18 protein-coding genes and 1 pseudogene are annotated in these 17,833 nt (G+C 66.8%); 9 read left to right on the top strand and 10 right to left on the bottom strand.

Annotation, left to right across the window (positions count from 1 at the left end; translation table 11 throughout):
- The 6 genes and pseudogenes from NBRGI_RS43675 to NBRGI_RS12125 all read right to left on the bottom strand — a co-directional run.
- A pseudogene (locus NBRGI_RS43675) lies at positions 1 to 286 on the bottom strand (STAS domain-containing protein); the annotation flags it as partial.
- Positions 287 to 471: 185 nt separating this feature from the next.
- Positions 472 to 1,230, bottom strand: a complete 759-nt coding sequence (locus tag NBRGI_RS12145; RefSeq protein ID WP_063726255.1) for a phosphoribosyltransferase — start codon at positions 1,228 to 1,230, stop codon at positions 472 to 474.
- 144 nt (positions 1,231 to 1,374) lie between these two features.
- A complete protein-coding gene (locus NBRGI_RS12140; RefSeq protein ID WP_029895590.1) occupies positions 1,375 to 2,106 on the bottom strand; it encodes a GAF and ANTAR domain-containing protein in 732 nt (243 codons plus the stop codon).
- A 39-nt stretch (positions 2,107 to 2,145) separates the two neighbouring features.
- The gene (locus NBRGI_RS12135; RefSeq protein WP_051727680.1) at positions 2,146 to 3,033 is read right to left on the bottom strand and encodes a GAF domain-containing protein; all 888 of its coding nucleotides are present in this window, start codon (positions 3,031 to 3,033) and stop codon (positions 2,146 to 2,148) included.
- Positions 3,034 to 3,067: 34 nt separating this feature from the next.
- Positions 3,068 to 4,978: a CheR family methyltransferase gene (locus NBRGI_RS12130; protein WP_200882157.1), complete on the bottom strand. Its 1,911-nt coding sequence runs from the start codon at positions 4,976 to 4,978 to the stop codon at positions 3,068 to 3,070.
- Positions 4,975 to 5,562: a chemotaxis protein CheB gene (locus NBRGI_RS12125; protein ID WP_029895584.1), complete on the bottom strand. Its 588-nt coding sequence runs from the start codon at positions 5,560 to 5,562 to the stop codon at positions 4,975 to 4,977. Before NBRGI_RS12125 ends, NBRGI_RS12130 begins: the two co-directional genes overlap by 4 nt.
- Before the next feature lie 301 nt (positions 5,563 to 5,863).
- Here NBRGI_RS12125 and NBRGI_RS12120 point away from each other — a divergent pair, with 301 nt between their 5' ends.
- Complete coding sequence (locus tag NBRGI_RS12120; protein WP_029895582.1) at positions 5,864 to 6,037, top strand: CsbD family protein; 174 nt, start codon at positions 5,864 to 5,866, stop codon at positions 6,035 to 6,037.
- A gap of 150 nt (positions 6,038 to 6,187) precedes the next feature.
- Positions 6,188 to 6,871 (top strand): hypothetical protein, encoded by a 684-nt coding sequence (locus NBRGI_RS12115; protein WP_029895581.1) that lies wholly within the window; start codon positions 6,188 to 6,190, stop codon positions 6,869 to 6,871.
- 94 nt (positions 6,872 to 6,965) lie between these two features.
- On the opposite strand, the gene NBRGI_RS12110 is transcribed toward NBRGI_RS12115, so the two are convergent.
- Positions 6,966 to 7,385 (bottom strand): MarR family winged helix-turn-helix transcriptional regulator, encoded by a 420-nt coding sequence (locus NBRGI_RS12110; RefSeq protein WP_029895579.1) that lies wholly within the window; start codon positions 7,383 to 7,385, stop codon positions 6,966 to 6,968.
- A complete protein-coding gene (locus tag NBRGI_RS12105; RefSeq protein ID WP_029895576.1) occupies positions 7,375 to 8,751 on the bottom strand; it encodes an MFS transporter in 1,377 nt (458 codons plus the stop codon). Before NBRGI_RS12105 ends, NBRGI_RS12110 begins: the two co-directional genes overlap by 11 nt.
- Positions 8,752 to 8,847: 96 nt before the next feature.
- Here NBRGI_RS12105 and NBRGI_RS12100 point away from each other — a divergent pair, with 96 nt between their 5' ends.
- From NBRGI_RS12100 to NBRGI_RS48685, 3 genes are all read left to right on the top strand, one after another.
- A complete protein-coding gene (locus tag NBRGI_RS12100) occupies positions 8,848 to 9,390 on the top strand; it encodes an ATPase (protein WP_200882156.1) in 543 nt (180 codons plus the stop codon).
- 69 nt (positions 9,391 to 9,459) lie between these two features.
- A complete protein-coding gene (locus NBRGI_RS12095) occupies positions 9,460 to 10,707 on the top strand; it encodes a vWA domain-containing protein (RefSeq protein ID WP_029895572.1) in 1,248 nt (415 codons plus the stop codon).
- A gap of 266 nt (positions 10,708 to 10,973) precedes the next feature.
- Positions 10,974 to 11,072, top strand: a complete 99-nt coding sequence (locus tag NBRGI_RS48685) for a carotenoid oxygenase family protein (RefSeq protein WP_200882155.1) — start codon at positions 10,974 to 10,976, stop codon at positions 11,070 to 11,072.
- Positions 11,073 to 11,107: 35 nt separating this feature from the next.
- On the opposite strand, the gene NBRGI_RS12080 is transcribed toward NBRGI_RS48685, so the two are convergent.
- Positions 11,108 to 11,386 carry a hypothetical protein gene (locus NBRGI_RS12080; RefSeq protein WP_014982884.1) on the bottom strand — a complete coding sequence of 93 codons (279 nt, stop codon included), beginning with the start codon at positions 11,384 to 11,386 and terminating at the stop codon, positions 11,108 to 11,110.
- A gap of 426 nt (positions 11,387 to 11,812) precedes the next feature.
- On the opposite strand from NBRGI_RS12080, the gene NBRGI_RS12075 reads away from it, so the two are divergent.
- The 4 genes from NBRGI_RS12075 (at position 11,813) to NBRGI_RS12060 (ending at position 15,930) form a co-directional block, all read left to right on the top strand.
- Positions 11,813 to 12,109 (top strand): hypothetical protein, encoded by a 297-nt coding sequence (locus tag NBRGI_RS12075; protein ID WP_014982885.1) that lies wholly within the window; start codon positions 11,813 to 11,815, stop codon positions 12,107 to 12,109.
- A 205-nt stretch (positions 12,110 to 12,314) separates the two neighbouring features.
- Positions 12,315 to 13,706, top strand: a complete 1,392-nt coding sequence (locus tag NBRGI_RS12070; protein WP_029895568.1) for a DUF1254 domain-containing protein — start codon at positions 12,315 to 12,317, stop codon at positions 13,704 to 13,706.
- 219 nt (positions 13,707 to 13,925) lie between these two features.
- Positions 13,926 to 15,155 (top strand): cytochrome P450, encoded by a 1,230-nt coding sequence (locus NBRGI_RS12065; protein ID WP_029895566.1) that lies wholly within the window; start codon positions 13,926 to 13,928, stop codon positions 15,153 to 15,155.
- Positions 15,156 to 15,210: 55 nt separating this feature from the next.
- Positions 15,211 to 15,930, top strand: a complete 720-nt coding sequence (locus NBRGI_RS12060; protein ID WP_029895564.1) for a TetR/AcrR family transcriptional regulator — start codon at positions 15,211 to 15,213, stop codon at positions 15,928 to 15,930.
- Positions 15,931 to 15,940: 10 nt separating this feature from the next.
- Here the strand turns inward: NBRGI_RS12060 and NBRGI_RS12055 are convergent, their stop codons facing one another.
- Positions 15,941 to 17,818 carry a TerD family protein gene (locus tag NBRGI_RS12055; RefSeq protein WP_029895562.1) on the bottom strand — a complete coding sequence of 626 codons (1,878 nt, stop codon included), beginning with the start codon at positions 17,816 to 17,818 and terminating at the stop codon, positions 15,941 to 15,943.
- Positions 17,819 to 17,833: the final 15 nt, after the last annotated feature.

The following is a 17,833-nucleotide window of genomic DNA, read 5'->3' as shown; positions in this document are numbered from 1 at the left end:
GCGGAATGATGCGCTCGGACAGATCGCGGGCGTAGTCCTGCAGGGCCTCGACCGAACCGGTTTCGAGGACGGCGACGTAGTTGTCGTAGACGGAGGTCGCCTCGGAGAACATCTCGTCCGGGGTCATCGCGGTGAGCAATTGCGCGTCGGTGATGCGCCGTGCCCATTCCTCACGCAACACGGTGCGGTTCTGCCGCAGATGTTCGACCAGCTCGGAGAGCAGGCCTTCGCTGACACCGTTGGAGTTGCTGTCCGCAGCCAACGTACCAATCGACACTTCGGACAATGCCGCCTCCGGTCCGTCCCCACGCGAGTCGACCCACGTGCTCGAAGAAGCGGTGGCCAGCACGCTCGTTGGACTGTTCCACCGACCGCAGAATCGTATACCCATCCGGGGTCTCGGCCAGGAACTTCGGCACGTTTCCAGAACGGCCGTCCTGGACGTGGCACGTCGCGATACCGGAGAACGGGCTACTCGGCTGGTTGCCGTTCGGCTGTCGTTCCTTGTTCTGCCTGGTGGTTGCGCGAGGCAGTCGTGGGTGCGGCAGTGTCGCTGCGGAGTATGCGATCCACGTCGGCGTCGGTGACGGTGTCGAACTGCTGATAGGACTGGCCCACCGGACGGGCCTGCGCGGGCGTTTCCAGGCATACGACCTTGTCGGCGTAGTAGGACAGGGTGCGCGCGATCCGATGGGGAGCGACCGGAACCGCGAGGACGACGCGGACCGCGCCACGCCGATAGGCCGCCTGGCAGGCCGTGCGTGCGGTGATGCCGGTGCGGACGCCGTCGTCGACCACCAGCGCGGTGCGACCGTGCAGCTCGGGCCGGCAGTTGTGTTGGTGGAACCGTTGACACAGCCGTCGCAGTCGGTCGCGACCGTGCCGTTCGGCGGCGGTGATCTCCGCGGGGGTCAACATCGCGCTGCGCACCACAACTTCGTCGATGAGCTGCGTGTCGTGCTCGGCGACCGCGCCGAAACTGAGATCCGGCCGGTAGGGGACACGAAGTTTGTTGACCACGACAGTGTCGAGCGGCACCCGTAGCGACGCCGCGACTTCGTAGGCAACGGCCACCCCGCCGCGAGGAATGCCGAGCGCGACGACATCGGGACCGCGGAATGCCCGCAGTTGATAGGCGAGGCGCCGACCTGCATCGCGTCGGTCGAGAAACAGTGAACGATGATGTGTCCGGCGACCGCTGGGGTCTCCGGGTTGTGCTGCGCAGTCCATCCTTCCCCCGTGTGTCGAGTGGCTGATTCGGAGCCGCGCTTCGGGACTCGGGTGGACGGATCCAATTGTACTCGGTGACGGTAGTTCCGGCGCGGGTTGGACGCGCCGCATCGCGCAGCGAAATGTGCTGGGGCACTGACGCAATCAGCGACGCTTGGGCGGCCGTTGCGACTGCGGCTCTGCGAAATGTACTGGCCCCGGCGCCCGTCCGGTGACCGCCTCGATGATGTCGGCCGCCAGGTCCGCGATTCGGATGTTGCTGCGCTGGGATCGATTACGCAGCAACGCGAAGGCGGCATCGCGGGTGCATCGTTTCTCGGCCATGATCATGCCGAGCGCCTGGTCGATGGCGGACCGCGAGGCCAGTGCCGCGCGGAGCTGCTCGGCCAGTGCGGCCTGCCGGGCGGTGTCGATGCCGACGGCGAGCAGTACGCCGATGTGCTCGGCGGTCAGTGCCGCGTCTTCCCGCAGCTCCGGCGTGAAGGTATGCGGGCGATTCGAGTACAACGACAGCGCGCCCAGTGCTTCGCCGGTCGACGAAAGAGGTTCGACATGAACGGATCTCACGCCGTGCGCCACCAAACGGCTCGGGTAGCCGCCCCAGCGGCGCTCCTGGGTCGTGTCCGAAATAGAGACCTGGTGTGCCGTGTCGATGGCCTGTGTGCTCGCGTCATGTCCCTCGCCTACTCGGGACTCTTCGAGGAGCATCGCGTGTGCGCCGGTCGAACCACCGAAGGCCGCGCCGCCGTCGGCCCGGGAGAGCAGGACGCCTACCGTCAGGGAGCCGGAAAGCATGCGGACGACGATATCGGCTACGGCACAGAGTGATTCGGTCACGCTGCTGTTGTTCAACAGCAGCGTAGTCAGCTCGGACATGCCTAACGCGAAGTCATCAGCCACGGAAGGCCTTGGTGGTCAACATAACTGGTATCCGTCCTCTACTACGCGGTGCGCGATGTCGGTGACGGTGACACCCTCGGTGAACGCACGGGCGCGCAGCAGCGCGAGCGCGGCATCGAGGTCGCAGACGCACTGCACGGCGACCATGCCGACCGCCTGGTGCAGCGCTGGCAGATAATCGGCCTCGTCGAACAGAATGCCCTGCGGGCTCCCGTCCGGACCGGGGCCGGACGTGGGGAGCAGCACGGTATTGGCCAGGGCATCGGCCACTTTTACTGCGGCGGAGCTGATCTCGGTGTGCAGCACGGCCTGGTCGGTGAACAGGCACAGCGTACCGATCAAGTGCGCCGAGACCAACGGAACCCCAACCACCGATCGCACGCCGAGTTCGGTCAGTGCCGGTCCGTATAGCGGCCATCGTTCTGTCAGGTCGGTGGCCTCGGCGGTGACAAGGTACCGGCCGTCCAGCACGTCGTGACCCGGACCCTCGCCGACCACGAGTTCGAGATCGTGCGCGGCGTGCGCGGTGCGGTCGGAGGTGGCGACGAGTAGTTCGTTGCCGCCGCGGTCGAACAGGGTGACCGCCGCGCTGTCCATTCCCGACTGCACGGCGACGACGGCCATGAACACCGGTCGTAGGTCGGCGCGGTCCCCGAAATACCACCGTTGCAGGCGCTGGGCATGCAGTCGATGCAGACGAGCGCAGGCAAGGTGGCGGGCTTCGATCCGCCGGTGCAATTCAGCCATACGCTGCCGGAACGGTGCCATCGACGGTGGCGGCTCGCACAGGGCTGATTCGTATTTCGCCGCGACTGCCGCAGCACGGTCCGCCCGCGACTGCTCTGCGCGGGATTCCCGCCAGACGCGGGCGAGTTCGTGGTAGGCCTCGATATGCGACCGCACGTGAACAGCGTACGCGACGGCGGCGATGACGGAGTCAATTGCCGCTGACAGCACCGCTTTCCCGTGGAACTTCCTCTATTAGCAATACCACACCGTCTGGATTGCCTTCCAGCGGTGAACAGGTCACCGCGCAGGTGATCGTGCGCCCGATGCGGTTGATGGCCGCGATCTCGACCGGACCGTAGCGGTGCGCTGATTTGAGGCACCGCTGGATGCTTTCGTACAGGAGCTGGGTCGGCAATCCGAAGTCGAGGGTGAAGAAGACCTGATGTTGCACCTCGTCCGCGCGCAGGCCCCACATATCTTCCGCACCTCGATTCCAGCTGCGTACGCGCAGTTGGTCATCGAGCACCACCACACAGGCGGCCACACTGGACAGCACACCTTCCAGGAAGGCTCGCGTCTCATCCAACTCGTCGGTACGGATCCGCATCTCCTCGTTCATGGTCTCGAGTTCTTCGTTGCCAGACTGGAGTTCTTCGTTGGTGGTTTCGAGTTCTTCGTTGGTCGATTGCAGTTCTTCGTTGGTTGTCTCCAGTTCCTCGATGCTGGACTGGAGTTCTTCGTTGGTGGTTTCGAGTTCTTCGTTGGTCGACTGGAGTTCTTCGTAGGCGGTCTCCAGTTCTTCCCGCTTCACCTTCAGTTCCAGCGAGAGCCGCGTCGGCATCGTCGTATCGATGAAGTTGACGACCACGCCGACATCGGTTCCGTCGCTCGTCGACAGTGGTTGGACGTGCACCTCGAAATACTGGACCTCATCCGGACCGAGTTTGCGCTCCGCCGAGCTGACCCTGATGGTGCGGCGCTCGGCCTTGGCCTGCTCGATCAGCGAGCGCAGCTCGACTGGGCGATACGAGATCTCCAGCTCGCTGAGCGGCCTGCCGATATCGTGCGAAGTGAGGGCAAATTGGCTGCGCACCTGATGGCTGAGAATGCTGACCCGTCCGTCGACGTCCAGGCCGAGTACGCCATACGGCGCGGCATCGAGGGCGAGCTCGCTGAGCTGCCGCTTCTTGACGATGCCGTGCGCCTCGGCACCGAGCTCGGTGCCCAGGCGCACGGAGGCCGCATGCTGTGTCGGTCGGGCATCTCCGCTCAGACGACGGAAGATGCGCTGGCGCATGCTCGCTACACCGAAGCGTTCACTGTCGGACAGCAACAACTCGGCCTTGCCGAGGAACAGGAACCCGCCGTCGCGTAAGGCGAAGCGGAACCGGTCCAGGATCTGTGATTGCGCCTCGGCATTGAAGTACATCAACGTGTTTCGGCACACGAGCAGGTCGAGCCGGGAGATAGGGGCATCGCGGGTGATGTCGAGCCTGCCGAAGATCACTCGGCGGCGCAGGTCCGGCCGGAAGACGAAGCGGTCACCGCTCTGCTCGAAGTACTTGTTCCGGAGTTCGGTGGACAGCGGGCTGAGCGCCTTCGCGGAGTACATACCGGAGCGCGCTTGACGCAGAGCTTCCTCGTCGACATCGGTGCCATAGAGTTTGACCCGCCGGACACACTCCTCGATGCCGAGCGCTTCAGCGCAGGCGATCGCCAGTGAGTAGGTCTCCTCGCCGCTGGAGCAGCCCGCACTCCAGATCCGGATCTCGTCGTCGGACTTGGTGTTCGCGATAACTTCCGGAAGCACTTCGAGCTGGATGTACTGCCAGGCGTCCACGTCACGGAAGAAGCTGGTGACATTGATCAGGATGGTGTTGAACAGGGAACGGAACTCGTCGGCATTGCTCTCCAGCAGATCCCGGTAGTCGAGGTATTCGCTGACCTGTACCTCTTGCATGCGCTTGCGGATACGTCTGGTCAGTGAGGTGCGCTTGTAGCCGGTGAAATCGAAGCCGCGCGAGTCGCGGATGAACAGCAGCAGATCCTCCAGTGCTGGTTCGGCACTGGAGATTTCGTCACTCGACTCGGTCATGTTCTCCTCGTTGGACTCGGTCATGAGGCGCTACCCATCACCAGACCACAGATGACGGAGGCGATCTCGTCGAGCGGCAGTACGAGATCCGCGTCGCCGGTCGCCACGGCCGCGGACGGCATGCCTTTGAACTCCGCGGTCGCCGGGTCCTGCACGATCACGGTGCCGCCGCGGGATTTGACGGCGCGCACGCCCATCGCGCCGTCGCTGCCGGAGCCGGTGAGGACACAGGCGATGGCGCGGGGTCCGTACGCGCCTGCCACCGATTCGAACAGCAAATCGGCCGACGGGCGCACAAAATGGACGAGTTCACTGTTCGACAGGCTCAGTACACCAGGGGGCTCCACCAGCAGATGGTAGTTGGGCGGTGCGATGTAAACAGTGCCCGGACCGATCGACTCGCCCGCTTCCGCCAGTCGCACCCGCATCGCGGTTCGGCGCGCGATCAAATCGGCGAGCACGGTTTTGTGCCGAGGGTCGAGATGCTGAACGACCAACACCGGGACCGGCAATTCCGCTGGCAGCGCGCCGAGGACGGTGAACAGCGCCGTGACACCACCGGCCGAGGAGGTCATGGCCACCACGGCGTACTGGTCATCTGCGGGCATGATCGCGCCGGTCGGCCGGAAAGAGCACGGGAACCACGATATCCCCCAGATTTGTGGTCGACGGATGATCGGCGTGGCGCGGCGTGGCCTGTGTCGGCATGCTGCCTCCGGAGTGCTCGTGGGCACGCGGCGCTGCGGTTCGGGGGTTTACCAGGGCAACTGTACGCCGGAAACGCCAGCTCAGAGACCGGAGTTCGAGGGATGGCGGATCATCGGTGTTTGCGTCGGCGCAGAGCGGTTATCCGCCGAATGTCCGGCCGAAAACAGCGGGTCGGTCCAGCCCGACGAAAGGGGTTAGACAGTGAGCACAGCTGACAAGGCCAAGAACAAGGCTGAAGACCTCGCCGGTAAGGCGAAGGAAAAGTTCGGTCAGGCCACCGATGACCGGGATCTCGAGAACGAGGGCAAGGGCGATCAGCTCAAGTCCAACTTGAAGGACGCGGGCGAGAAGGTCAAGGACGCCTTCCGCAACTGACCGTGCACAGCCGCCGAGCGGGCGAGCGCCGTACCGGGCGCCGCCCGCTCGGCGTGTTTCGCTGAGCGGACCGAACCGCTCCGATCCCGGCGAGCCGGGGGATAGGGTGCTGTCGTCATAGCGGCGAGCGCTGGCTTCGGAGGGATCGGGATGATCGCGGCACGGACGATGGCTGTGGTGGCGACGGTGTTCGTCGCGGCCGGACCGGTCGGGGGAGCGGGACCCGCGACGGCCGGGCCCGCGGCTTGTGCGACGGGAAACCCGTTGCAGCCCACCGCGGAACTGTTCGCCACCGACAACACCGCGACGATCACCGATCCGCAGGATCCCCGCTTGCAACAGCGGCTCGACGGCTTCGAGCTGGTGGTGGACGGGATCGCGGTGCAGCACATCGGCTTACCGGTCGGCTCGACGCTGGTCAGCGGCGTGTTCTGGTCCGACGAGCGACAGCAGGCGACCTACGAGCGGTCCCGCGAGTTCCACCTGGCCTGCGTCGATGCGGCGGAGCTGCGGCAGATCGCCGATCAGGTGCGCACCCGATTCCAGCAGGAGTCGGTGCTGACTTTCCAACGGCTGGCACCGAATTCGCCGGGCGTCGACGCGTTGACGGTCGCGATCCCCGGCGTCGATGTGCGGCGATTCCACGACGGGCTGGTCGCCGATCCGGTGGCCAGGCAGCGGCTCGTCGGCGGTTCGGTCACCGAGGCGAATACGCTCATCCTGGTGGTGGATGTCGCGGATCTGGAGCTGGCGCAGCGCTTCGTGGCCGGGATCGGCGGGGACTGGGACGCCGCGAGCGTGCAGTACGGCGATCGCGAATTCGTCAGCGCCTGACCAGGGTTCGCTGCCTCGACGGCAATTCTCCGCGCCCACGCCGGCGTTCGTCTGCCCGCGGCGGAGTGCGTTGCGGCGCTCACCGCGTGCCGGTTCAGTGCTCGAGCTTGCGCAGGATCTCGTGCAGGGTGCGCAACTCGTCGTCGTCCAGTGCGGCGACCGAGGCCGGGGCGGGGTCGGGGGTGGCCAGCGCCTCGGCCAGGATCGCCCGCCCGTTTTCGGTGAGGGACACCTGTTTGCGGCGCCGGTTGGTGGGGTCCACCTCGCGGACCACGAGGCCGCGCTCCTCGAGATCGTTGACCGCCACCGTGGCGGCCGGTGCGTCGATCGCCGCGGCGTGCGCCAGTTCTTTGACGGTCAGTGGTGCGGCCTGTAACCGGCGGAGCACCCGAATGCGACTGAACGGCAAGCCGGTTCGCTCGACCGCCGCGCGCCGCCACGGGTCGCGGCCGTAGAGCACGAGTCGGGTGAGTTGGGCCCACACCTCGTCGGCGGTGGGGGTGTCATCCGACATGGGCAGGCACTTTCTGTTCGAGTAACGGGGCGATGCGGTCGCTGGACCGACTGGCCCACGGCGTATTCGCGACCACACCGAGTATGGCGACCCCGGCGGTCAGCACCGCGATCACCCACCACAGACCCGCTCCCGTCAGCGCACCGCAGAGCGCCACGCCGATGCTCACACCCACCTGGCGGCTGGTCGAGGCCACCGAGGCGGCCGCGCCGGCCCGGTCCAGCGGCATCCCGCTGACCGCGGTGGTGGTGATCGGGGCGTTCACCATGCCGAAGCCGACGCCGAAGATCGCGAACATGACCACGAGCGCCCAGACCGGGGTGTCGGGGGTGAGCGTGCTGAGCAGGACGGCGGCGATGGTCATCATGACCCCGGCCACGAGCAGCGACGGCCGGGTGCCGTGCTTGCCGACGAGCCTGCCGGACAACGGGGAGAAGATCACCATCGCGACCGCCATCGCCAGATACAGCAAGCCGGTGTGCACGGCCGAATAGTGCCGGACCGTTTGCAGATACAGCGAGCAGGTGAACAGGAACGCGCCGAGGGTCGCGAAGCTGAAGACGGCGATCACCGTCGCCGACGAGAACGGCACGCTGCGGAAGAAGCGCAGATCGATGAACGGATCCACCCGCCGTGACTCGTAGTAGACGAACGCCGCCAACGCGATCGCCGCGACGACGAAGATCAACGGCTGACGCTCGATCAGGCCGAACACGGTGGTGAAGAGGAATACGACGGCGAGCACCTGGCCGATCGGGTCGATACCGCGCACCGTCGCCGACTTCGACTCCGGCACGAAGAGGGTCGTGAGTACGAGGGCGAGTGCGCAGACCGGCAGGTTGATCCAGAACACCGACTGCCAGCCCAGCGCATCGATCAGCACGCCGCCGACGGTGGGCCCCAACGCCATCGAGATGCCGACCACCGCACCCCACACCCCGATCGCCCGCGCGCGTTCGACCCGGCCGGTGAACACGGTGGTGATGATCGACATCGCCACGGGATTGAGCATCGAGCCGCCGAGCGCCTGCAGGAACCGTGCCCCGATCAAGACCTCGATGGTCGGCGCGAGGCTGCACAGCAGAGAACCGAGCGCGAAGGTGGCCAGTCCGATGCGGAACACCTTGCGGCGGCCGAACCGGTCGGCCGCGGTTCCGGCCAGCATCAGGAAGCTCGCGAGGGTGAGGGTGTAGGCATCGACGATCCACTGCAGCCGCGACAGCGGCGCGTGCAGATCCGCCTGGATGGCCGGGATCGCCACGTTCACGATGGTCGCGTCCATCGACACGATGAGCAGGCTCAGACAGCACGTCGCGAGCACGATCGTTTTGCGACGAGCGGACAGCCCCTCGACAGTTGTAAGCATATAACTATTGTGTTCTTACAACTGTTCCACATGCAAGGGCTGTGATCCAGGTCGCACCGGCTCGGCCCGCCTTCGGCGGGTTGGCATTCTGGACGGGTGATCGACAAATCGGAGGTGCTGTTTCTCGGCGGGCGCTCGGGCGTCGGCAAGAGCCGGGTCGGTCTCGCCGTGCACGCGGTACTCGCTGCGGCGAACGTGCGGCACGCGCTGATCGAAGGAGACAGCCTCGACCTGGCGTACCCGCCCACCTGGGAGCACGGCCTCGCCGAGCAGAATCTGGCGGCGATGTGGGGGAACTACCGCGTGCTCGGCTACCGGCGGTTGATCTACACCAATACCGCGAGCGTGTTTCCCGAGGTCATCGCGGAGCTCACGGCGGCGATGGGAGATACGCCGACGGTCACCGCGGTGCTGCTGACCTGCGATGATCAGACCGCGTCGGCGCGGCTCGCGTTGCGCGAGAACGGTATCGAATTGCAGCGGCACATCGAGCGCAGCGTCGCGACGGCCAGGGAACTCGACCATGCGGTGCCGGCGTGGGTCCGGGTGGTCGACACCACCGACCGGACGCCCGAAGAGATCGCCGTGGAGGTCGTCGCGCTCACCGGCTGGCAGGCCGACCCGTTCGTGGTCGCCTGAGCGTGCCCGCGGCGGCCGCGGCACTGTCATACTCTGGCGACGGATTTCGGCCCGTTCTAAGGAGTCTCGATGGGCACTGCACTGGTCAAGGGGCAGAACGGGGCACTGACCGAGCCGCGGGTGGTGCTGTCGGTGCGGACCGAGGCCGCGGTCGATCTGTCGGCCCTGCTGGTGACCGCCGCGGGCGTCGTGCGGTCCGACGCCGACTTCGTGTTCTTCAATCAGCCGAGCGGGCCCGGCGTGCGGCTGCGCACCGAAGGCGCCGCCGCGCTGGAGGTTTCGCCCACCGAGCTGCCCGCCGAGATCGCGCAGGTGCGGGCGATCCTTACCCTCGCCGACGCGTCCGCGACCTTCGGGCAGTTCACCGCGCCGGTGGTGACGGTCGCCGACAGTGCCGCAAACATGTTGTACGAGTACCGCATCGAGGGTTTGGCGAGCGAGTCCGTGGTGATCGCGCTCGAGCTGTACCGCCGCGAGTCGGCCTGGAAGGTGCGGGCGGTGGGTCAGGGCTACGCGGGCGGTTTCGCGGCACTGGTCACCGATCATGGTGTGCGCGTGGACGATGCGCCCGCCGCGGCGCCGGAGCCGCAGGTGCGCACCGTGCCCGGTGAGGCGGCGCTGTCGTTCGAGAAACGCGAAAAGCTCGATCTGCGTAAGCGTGCCGTCGCGAAGGTGCTGATCGACAAGAACGCCTTCGGGATTCGTGCGCGCGTGGTGCTGGTGCTCGACAAGACCGGCAGCATGCAGAAGCAGTACCGCAATCAAGTGGTGCATCGCGTCGTGCAGCGCATGGTTCCGATCGCCACCCAGCTCGACGACAACGGCAGGCTCGAGGCGTATCTGTACGCGCTGTCGTTCGCCAAACTGCCCGACATCACCGTCGAGCACAGCGACGAATGGGCGCAGACCTACCTGCATCTCGCCGGGAACCACGCGGGCATCGACTACGACCGGATCGGCGGACGCAACGACGAGTTGCCGATCATGCGCGACATCCTGTCCTCGGTGCGTCCCGGCGACGGACCGGCCCTGATCCTGTTCTTCACCGACGGCGGTTTCGCGAACAAGCGCGAGATCAGCGCGCTCATGCGGGAGGCGGCGCGGCTGCCCGTGTTCTGGCAGTTCATCGGTTTGGGCAAGGCGAACTACGGACTGCTCCGCACGCTCGACGAGCTGTCGGACCGGCTGGTCGACAACGCGGGCTTCTTCGCCCTCGACGATATCGACCGGGTCGGCGACGGCGAGCTGTACACCCGCCTGCTCGGCGAATTCCCGGACTGGCTGCGCGCCGCCCGCGCCGCGGGCGTGCTGCGCTGAAACGCGCTCACTGCTCGGGGATCCGCTCACCGGCCAGCGTGCTCAGGTGATCGAATTTTCCAAGGCGCGCAGCGCCGCCAGACCTTCCGCGGCTCGGGTTGCGATCTCGCTCAGATAGGCACCGGCGATCGGACCACGCACGAGCTCGGTGCGGGACGCGTGCCCGCGGAAGCGGTGTTCGCACCCGCGGACCAACACCTCGGCGGCAGCGGCTATCTCATGTCTTTTGTCTATAACGCCACGTCAGAGCTGGGCGATCTGGTCATATGCGCGCCGACGATCTCGCGGCGGCCCCGGTGGCCACTGTGCACCTGCCGCAACGGGTTCCGTTCGGATTCCATGGCAGCTGGCTCCCGGACGTGTAGCGGCGCGGCAGGCCGGTGTGGCACCGGTGCGGTGCTCAGCCGATGACGGCGTTCATGATGGTGCCCGCGCTGGTCGCGACCACACCGCCGATCATGGCTCCCGCCACCATCTTCGGCGAGTCCAGGCCGCCGCCGGTCCATTTCTCCCACGCGAACTTGCCGCCCGCGTAGATGATGGCCACGATGCCGGCCAGCAGCACGAACCAGGTGAAGTAGCGAACCAGTTGGAGGAACTTGTCGGAGACCGGCGGAGCTTCGGGGCTGGGATTGCCGATCTGCGCGAGCAGGGTGTCGTAAGCGGCGGCCAGGATCATCGTCGTCAGCTCATTCTGGGTTCGGGACAGGGCAGGAAAGTCGCTGCCTGTGATGGTATCGGTTTGTTCGCTGCAATGCGGCCTTCCTCTCGGGACGGTTCGAGTCAGCGCCCCAAGGAAGTTCGGCGCCGCGCGCACCTTGCCGGGTTGCCGATACTCGCCGATGATGGAGGGGCGCGGTGGCCGGTGCGCTCGGCGGCCGCGCCCCGACGGCGCCGCCGCCGGGTTGCTACTACCGCATGGGGGCGATTCCGCGGAATGCAGCGTGCGACTCGGCACAGGGGTGTGTGCGCTGTTGCGTACCGGGTATCCACAGGAGTAACGACGAGCCCGTATCCTCGTCCAAGATCGAATTCATCGGCGGTTTAACAGCTTTCGTGTGGCGGCTCGGGCGGCGGCACGGTTGTAGTGGAGCGTAGGGAGTAGATGGTGAGCATCATTCTGGCGTCGGTCGGCGATACCTTCACGACACTGGCGCAGGTCGGAAACCCCACGCCGGAGGCGCCGCCGCTGTCGGACAAGATCCTCCAGATGGTTCGCTACCTGACCTGGTTCGCGCTGCTGTCGGGCATCCTCGCGATCGTCTTCGCGGGCGGCAAGTTCGCGTGGGAGAAGTGGCAGGGCGGCGCGCTGCAATCACCGAAGATGATCGCGGGCGCCATGGTCGGCGGTGTGGTGGCGACCAGCGCGGGCACCATCATGAACGCGGTCCTCGGCACCTGAGCTATTTCGGTTACCGATCGGCAACTGCTCGTATCGCCCTATCTACGTGCGTAGTACGAGGTGTGCCCGTCAGTTGCGACGCCGTCGGTGCGTCCTGTGCGACCGATAGCTGTACCCCTGCTTTCCCCGTGCATCGGCTAACGCTTGGCTATACTGCGGTGCGCAGCTCCGGCACTGTCCGATCGGATCGGGAAGCAGGGGAACCATGGGTGATCGGACCGGCGGGATTTCCCGCCGGAGCATGTTCGGACTGGCGGCGACTGTGGCTGCGGCCTCGGCCGGGGTGTCGTCCTGCGGGGAATCGGAGGTCGAATCGCCGGCCGCGCCGACCACCCGGCTCAGTGATACCGCGGCGATCGCCAAGGATGCCTATATCTTCGGCTATCCGCTCGTCCTGATGGACGTCACCCGGGTCGCGGCCGGGACGACCAACCGATTCCAGCACGCTTCGGCGTTGCCGACGCCCGCGCGGCGGGATGTGGTGCGCCTCAACCGCGACACCCTGTACTCGGCGGCATGGCTGGACCTGCGCGCCGAGCCGATGTTGTTGCGCGTGCCCGCCATCGAGGACGGCCGGTACTGGTTGCTGCAGCTGCTCGACGCCTGGACGAACACCGTGCACAACCCGAGTAGCGTTCGGCCGCAGGCGAAGTCCGCGGCGCCGTACACCTACGCGGTGGTCGGTCCCGGGTGGTCGGGCACCCTGCCGGACGACGTCACCCCGCTGCCCATGCCGACATCGACCGTATGGCTGCTCGGGCGGATCCAGGTGAACGGCGAGGCGGATCTGCCTGCCGTGCATGCCATCCAGCAGCAACTCACGCTGACGCCCCTCAGCGGTACCGGCGCGCCGCAGGCCGGTGCGCCTGCGCCGCGGGCGGATTCGACGCCGCCCGCCGAACAGGTCGCGGCCATGGACGCGAGCACCTTCTTCGGCCGTCTGTGCGCGGTCCTCGCGACGACACCGCCCGCCCCGGACGACACGCCCGCGATGAAACGCTTTGCCGCGCTCGGGATCACGCCGGGCGGCAAGGTCGCCGGCATCTCCGGGGCCGAACTCACCGCGGCGGTGGCCACCGCCAAGCAGCAGATTCCGGTCTATCTCGATCCGCGGGCGGTGAACCAGAACGGCTGGACCTTCGACCCGTCCATCGGCGCCTACGGCACGAACTATCTCCAGCGCGCGGCGATCGCGTGGAAAGGCCTCGGCGCCAATCTCGCTCAGGACGCGATCTATCCGACCTTGTTTGCCACGGCCGGCGCCGACGGCAGCCGATTCCGCCTGCATTTCCCGCCCGGCCGGACCCCGCCCGTCGCGGCCTTCTGGTCCTTGACCGCCTACGGCCCGGACAGCTATCTGATCGACAACCCCGCCGGGATCTACTCGGTCGGTCACCAGCTCCCGGTGGTGCCCAACCCGGACGGTTCGGTCGACCTAGCCGTGCAACACGGCGATCCTGGTCCGGCGGTACCGCCGGGCAACTGGCTGCCCATCCCGGAATCCGGCCAGTTCTCCCTCACCCTGCGGCTCTACGCACCGAAAGAGGAAGTCGTCCGAGGTGACTGGCAGCCACCGCCGCTGACGCCGGTCCAATGACCGCGGCGCGACTGGGCGGGGCCGGAACGCGCATGCGAGGGGTGCGGCGCTGAGTGAACTGGTGGCGTGACTCCGTTACGACCGCAGCGGCGGGTTGAGTAAACGGGTTTTACTAAACACTGTTCACAAAGCCCTGTTCTGTGCTTCCATCGATCCAGAACGTGTTCCGCACAGTGTCGTGAGGTCTGTAGCCCAGGCCGGTAGGAGTTAGCAGTGACCGTGACCACGCCCTCGATTCCCGCGGGATTCGACTTCACCGATCCAGACATGCTCGCCGCCCGGCTGCCCGTGGCGGAGTTCGCCGAGCTGCGTCGCACCGCCCCGGTCTGGTGGTGTGCGCAATCGGGCCGATCGAGCGGCTTCGACGACGGCGGCTACTGGGTGGTGTCCAAGCTCGACCACATCAAGGAGATCTCCAAGCACCCGGAACTGTTCTCCTCGCATCAGAACGGTTCGATCATCCGGTTCAACGAGGACGTCACCGCCGAGCAGATCGACATGCTCAGCGACATGCTGCTGATCAACCTCGATCCGCCCAAGCACACCAAGGTGCGCCGGATCATTTCCAAGGGCTTCACCCCGCGCGCGATCGAGAGCCTGCGCGCCGCGCTCACCGAGCGGGCGGCCCGGATCGTGCACGAGGCCAAGAAGAACGGCAGCGGCGACTTCGTCGAGCAGGTCGCCTGTGAGCTGCCCCTGCAGGCCATCGCCGAGCTGATCGGCATTCCGCAGGAAGACCGCAAGAAGATCTTCGACTGGTCCAATCAGATGATCTCCTACGACGATCCGGAGTTCGAGGGCGATCACCAGGTCGCCACCGCCGAGGTCATGGGCTACGCCTGGAATATGGCCGAGGATCGCCGCAAGTGTCCCGCAGACGACATCGTGACCCAATTGGTCAATGCGGACATCGATGGCGAGGGCCTGGCCTCGGACGAGTTCGCCTTCTTCGTGATCCTGCTTTCGGTCGCGGGCAACGAGACCACCCGCAACTCGATCACCCACGGCATGAAGGCGTTCGTGGACAACCCGGAGCAATGGGAGATCTACAAGGAGCAGCGGCCGCGCACCGCGCCCGACGAGATCGTCCGCTGGGCCACCCCCGTGAACGCCTTCCAGCGCACCGCCACGCAGGACCTGGAACTCGGCGGGCAGCAGATCAAGCAGGGGCAACGGGTCGGGTTGTTCTACGGTTCGGCCAATTTCGACGAGGAGGCGTTCCGGGATCCGTTCAGCTTCGATGTGCTGCGCAACCCCAACCCGCACGTCGGTTTCGGCGGCACCGGCACGCACTACTGCGTCGGCGCGAATCTGGCCCGGCTGCAGATCGATCTGATGTTCAACGCGATCGCCGACGCGATGCCGAACCTGCGTCAGGTGTCCGAGCCGGTGCGGCTGCGGTCGGGCTGGCTCAACGGCATCAAGCGGTGGGATGTCGAATACGCGTGACGGACAGCAGCGCGCACGACCACGCGAGGCTTCGATGACGCCTAATCTAACCAGCATGAGTAACCCCAGACCCCGGGGCCGCTCGCCGGTCGTGACCGACGCCGAGATCCGGCGGGTGGCCAGGACGCTGTTGGTCGAACACGGGCCCGACGCGGTGAGTTTGCGTGCGATCGCGCGGGCCCTCGGTATCACCGCGCCCGCGCTGTATCGGTACCACCGCTCGCTCGACGAGCTGATGGAACGGCTGCGCCTGGAGTTCTGCGCCGATCTCGCCGCCGAGCTGTCGGCCGAGATCGCCACTCTGCCCGACGACGGCGTAATGCAGTTCTTCGCCATCTGCAAGGGTTTTCGGCGCTGGGCGCTGGCGCACACCAGGGAGTTCACCCTGGTGTTCGCCTCGCCCGGCGGCGACGAAGCCAGGGCGCTGCGCCGCTTCGATGAGCCGTTCGGCCGGATTTTCCTCGCCGCCGCGGGCCGGCTGCTGGCCAACTACGACATCGTCACCCCGCCGACCGATGTCATCCCGCCGGAGTTGCACGAGGACCTGGTGCACTTCCAGACCGAGTTGCTCGCCGCGCTGTCCGAGTCCGGGCAGAAGTTCCCGGCCGAGAAGCTCGACCTGGGCGTGATGTATCTGATGATCCAGATCTGGGCGCGTCTCTACGGTCACGTCACGCTGGAGGTCTTCGGCAACTACCCGATTCCGCTCTCGAATCCCGAGGTGCTGTTCGACGCGATGCTGGCCGATCTGGGGCGCACGGCGGGCCTGACCTGACCGCTACGCCTCAGATGCGCGCCCCCTTGGCGCGATTGCACGAACGGCACAGGATCTGCAGGTTGGCCGCGCTGGTCGCGCCGCCGCGGCTGAGCGGGATGATGTGGTCGAACTCCAGGTAGTGGCTGTCGCCGCATTCGACGCACTTGCCGCCGTCACGTTGCCACACTTCGGCTTTCACCTCCTGCGGGATGCTGCGGGTATCGCGCTGCCCCGGGGTGAGAATGAGGCGTTTGGCCACCCGTAGCGCGCCCTCCAGCGCGGCGGCGACGTGGTCGGGGTCGTTCACGGTGAAGCTGGCGCCGCCACGCGCCGAGGTCGCCGCGAGCACCACCGTGTTCTGTTCGGTGTGCACGGAAACGACACGAGACCACGGCAATTCGACGCCGGTGCCGTCGCCGACGAAACGCAGCTTCTTGTTGCTGACGATCAGCCTGCCCTCGGTCAGCCGCGGCCCGCGGGCCAGCTGGCGAACGTGGATCGCGGGCAGGTCGAGGTGCACCTTCTCCTCCGGGTCCAGATGCAGTCCCGGCGTGCGCACCACCGGTAGGTCGCCGGCCCGCAGCCGGGACAGGCTGCGGCCGCGATGTATTCGCCTGCGCAGGTCTTCGATGAGCGGACCGGACAGCAGCAGTTCGGCGACGGCGTGCTCGAAGGCGGCCAGCTCGCCCTGCTCGACCTCGCCGTCGGCGAAGGTGAACGCGACCAGGCGTTCGACGTAGCTCAGCGCCGCGTCGTGCAGCACGGTGCGGCCCGCGTTCTCGTCGATGCGCTGATACCGCAGTGACGCCCACAGCGCCGCCCATTCGGGTCCGCGCGGTCCATGGGTGGTGAGCACCCGCCACGCTTGGCTGTGCCAGTGCAGGAGGAATTCCTCGGTCTCGGCCGTGCACGGTTCGCACGGCGCGAGCCCGCGGAACAGTTTGCGGCGTCGCGGGTTTCCGCAACGGGCACAGTGGCGCTCGTCCGGTGGGCGGCGCCGGTGCGTGGCCGAGGTCCATTCCGTGCCGTCCCACCAGCGCAGGCGGGCGGAGTTCTCCGGGTCCGGATACCAGTCGGCCCGTTCGGGGTCCGATGGGGGCGGGAGCGGGGCGGTCTCGGCGGGGCGACGGGCGAGATCGACCGGGCGGCCACCCCGGGCGCGGATCGCGGTGCCCGGCACGGGCGAAGCCGTTTCGACGCCGGTGCGTTCGGCCCCGGCCCGGTGGTGCTCGAATTCGTCGAGCCGGTGCTGGGGTTCGTCGAGCCGGTGCTCGGATTCGTCGTCCCGATCGGCACGACCGGTCGCCGTTTCGCGTGCAAGACGTTGCGGCGGTGGCGAAACGGCCGGTTCGCGCGTCGGCCGCCGACCCGCGGGCGACACGGCTCCGCGCGGTCCGTCGGCCGGTTCGTCGACGCTGACGCCGAATTCGGTGACCAGGCCGGACAATCCGGTGGACCAACCCTGGGCGATCGCGCGGAAGCGCCACTGCCCGTCTCTGCGATAGAACTCACCGAACATCAGCGCGGTCACCGGATCGGCGTCCTCGATGGCGAACTCGGTCATCGGCCCGTTCGCGTCGTGAATGGTCAGCGTCAAACCGGTGATATCGCCGAAGGTGCCGTCGTCGACCGATCCGCCGATCACGATCCGCTGCACCGCCGCCTCGGTACGGGGCAGCGACACACTCAGCCGGGCCGTGTTGGGCGCGGGTTCCTGGTCGATGGTCACGGCCTGCGAGATATGCCGCGGCGCGTTGTAGAAGACCAGATCCCGGTCGCTGCGCACCGTACCGGTCGCGTCGAGCAACAGGGCATGCCCGTCCACCGCATGCGCCGACTGCCACGAAACAACCACGGCAAGAAGGGATGTCGGTACCGGTGCGTTGGCGCCTTTGCTGAGTTTCATCGTCCCCGAACTATG

This window comes from Nocardia brasiliensis IFM 10847, assembly GCF_000710915.1.
GTDB classification, from domain to species: Bacteria; Actinomycetota; Actinomycetes; order Mycobacteriales; family Mycobacteriaceae; genus Nocardia; species Nocardia brasiliensis_A.
Note: the sequence above shows the minus strand (reverse complement) of the source record. Positions and strands in the feature narration are given on the sequence as shown.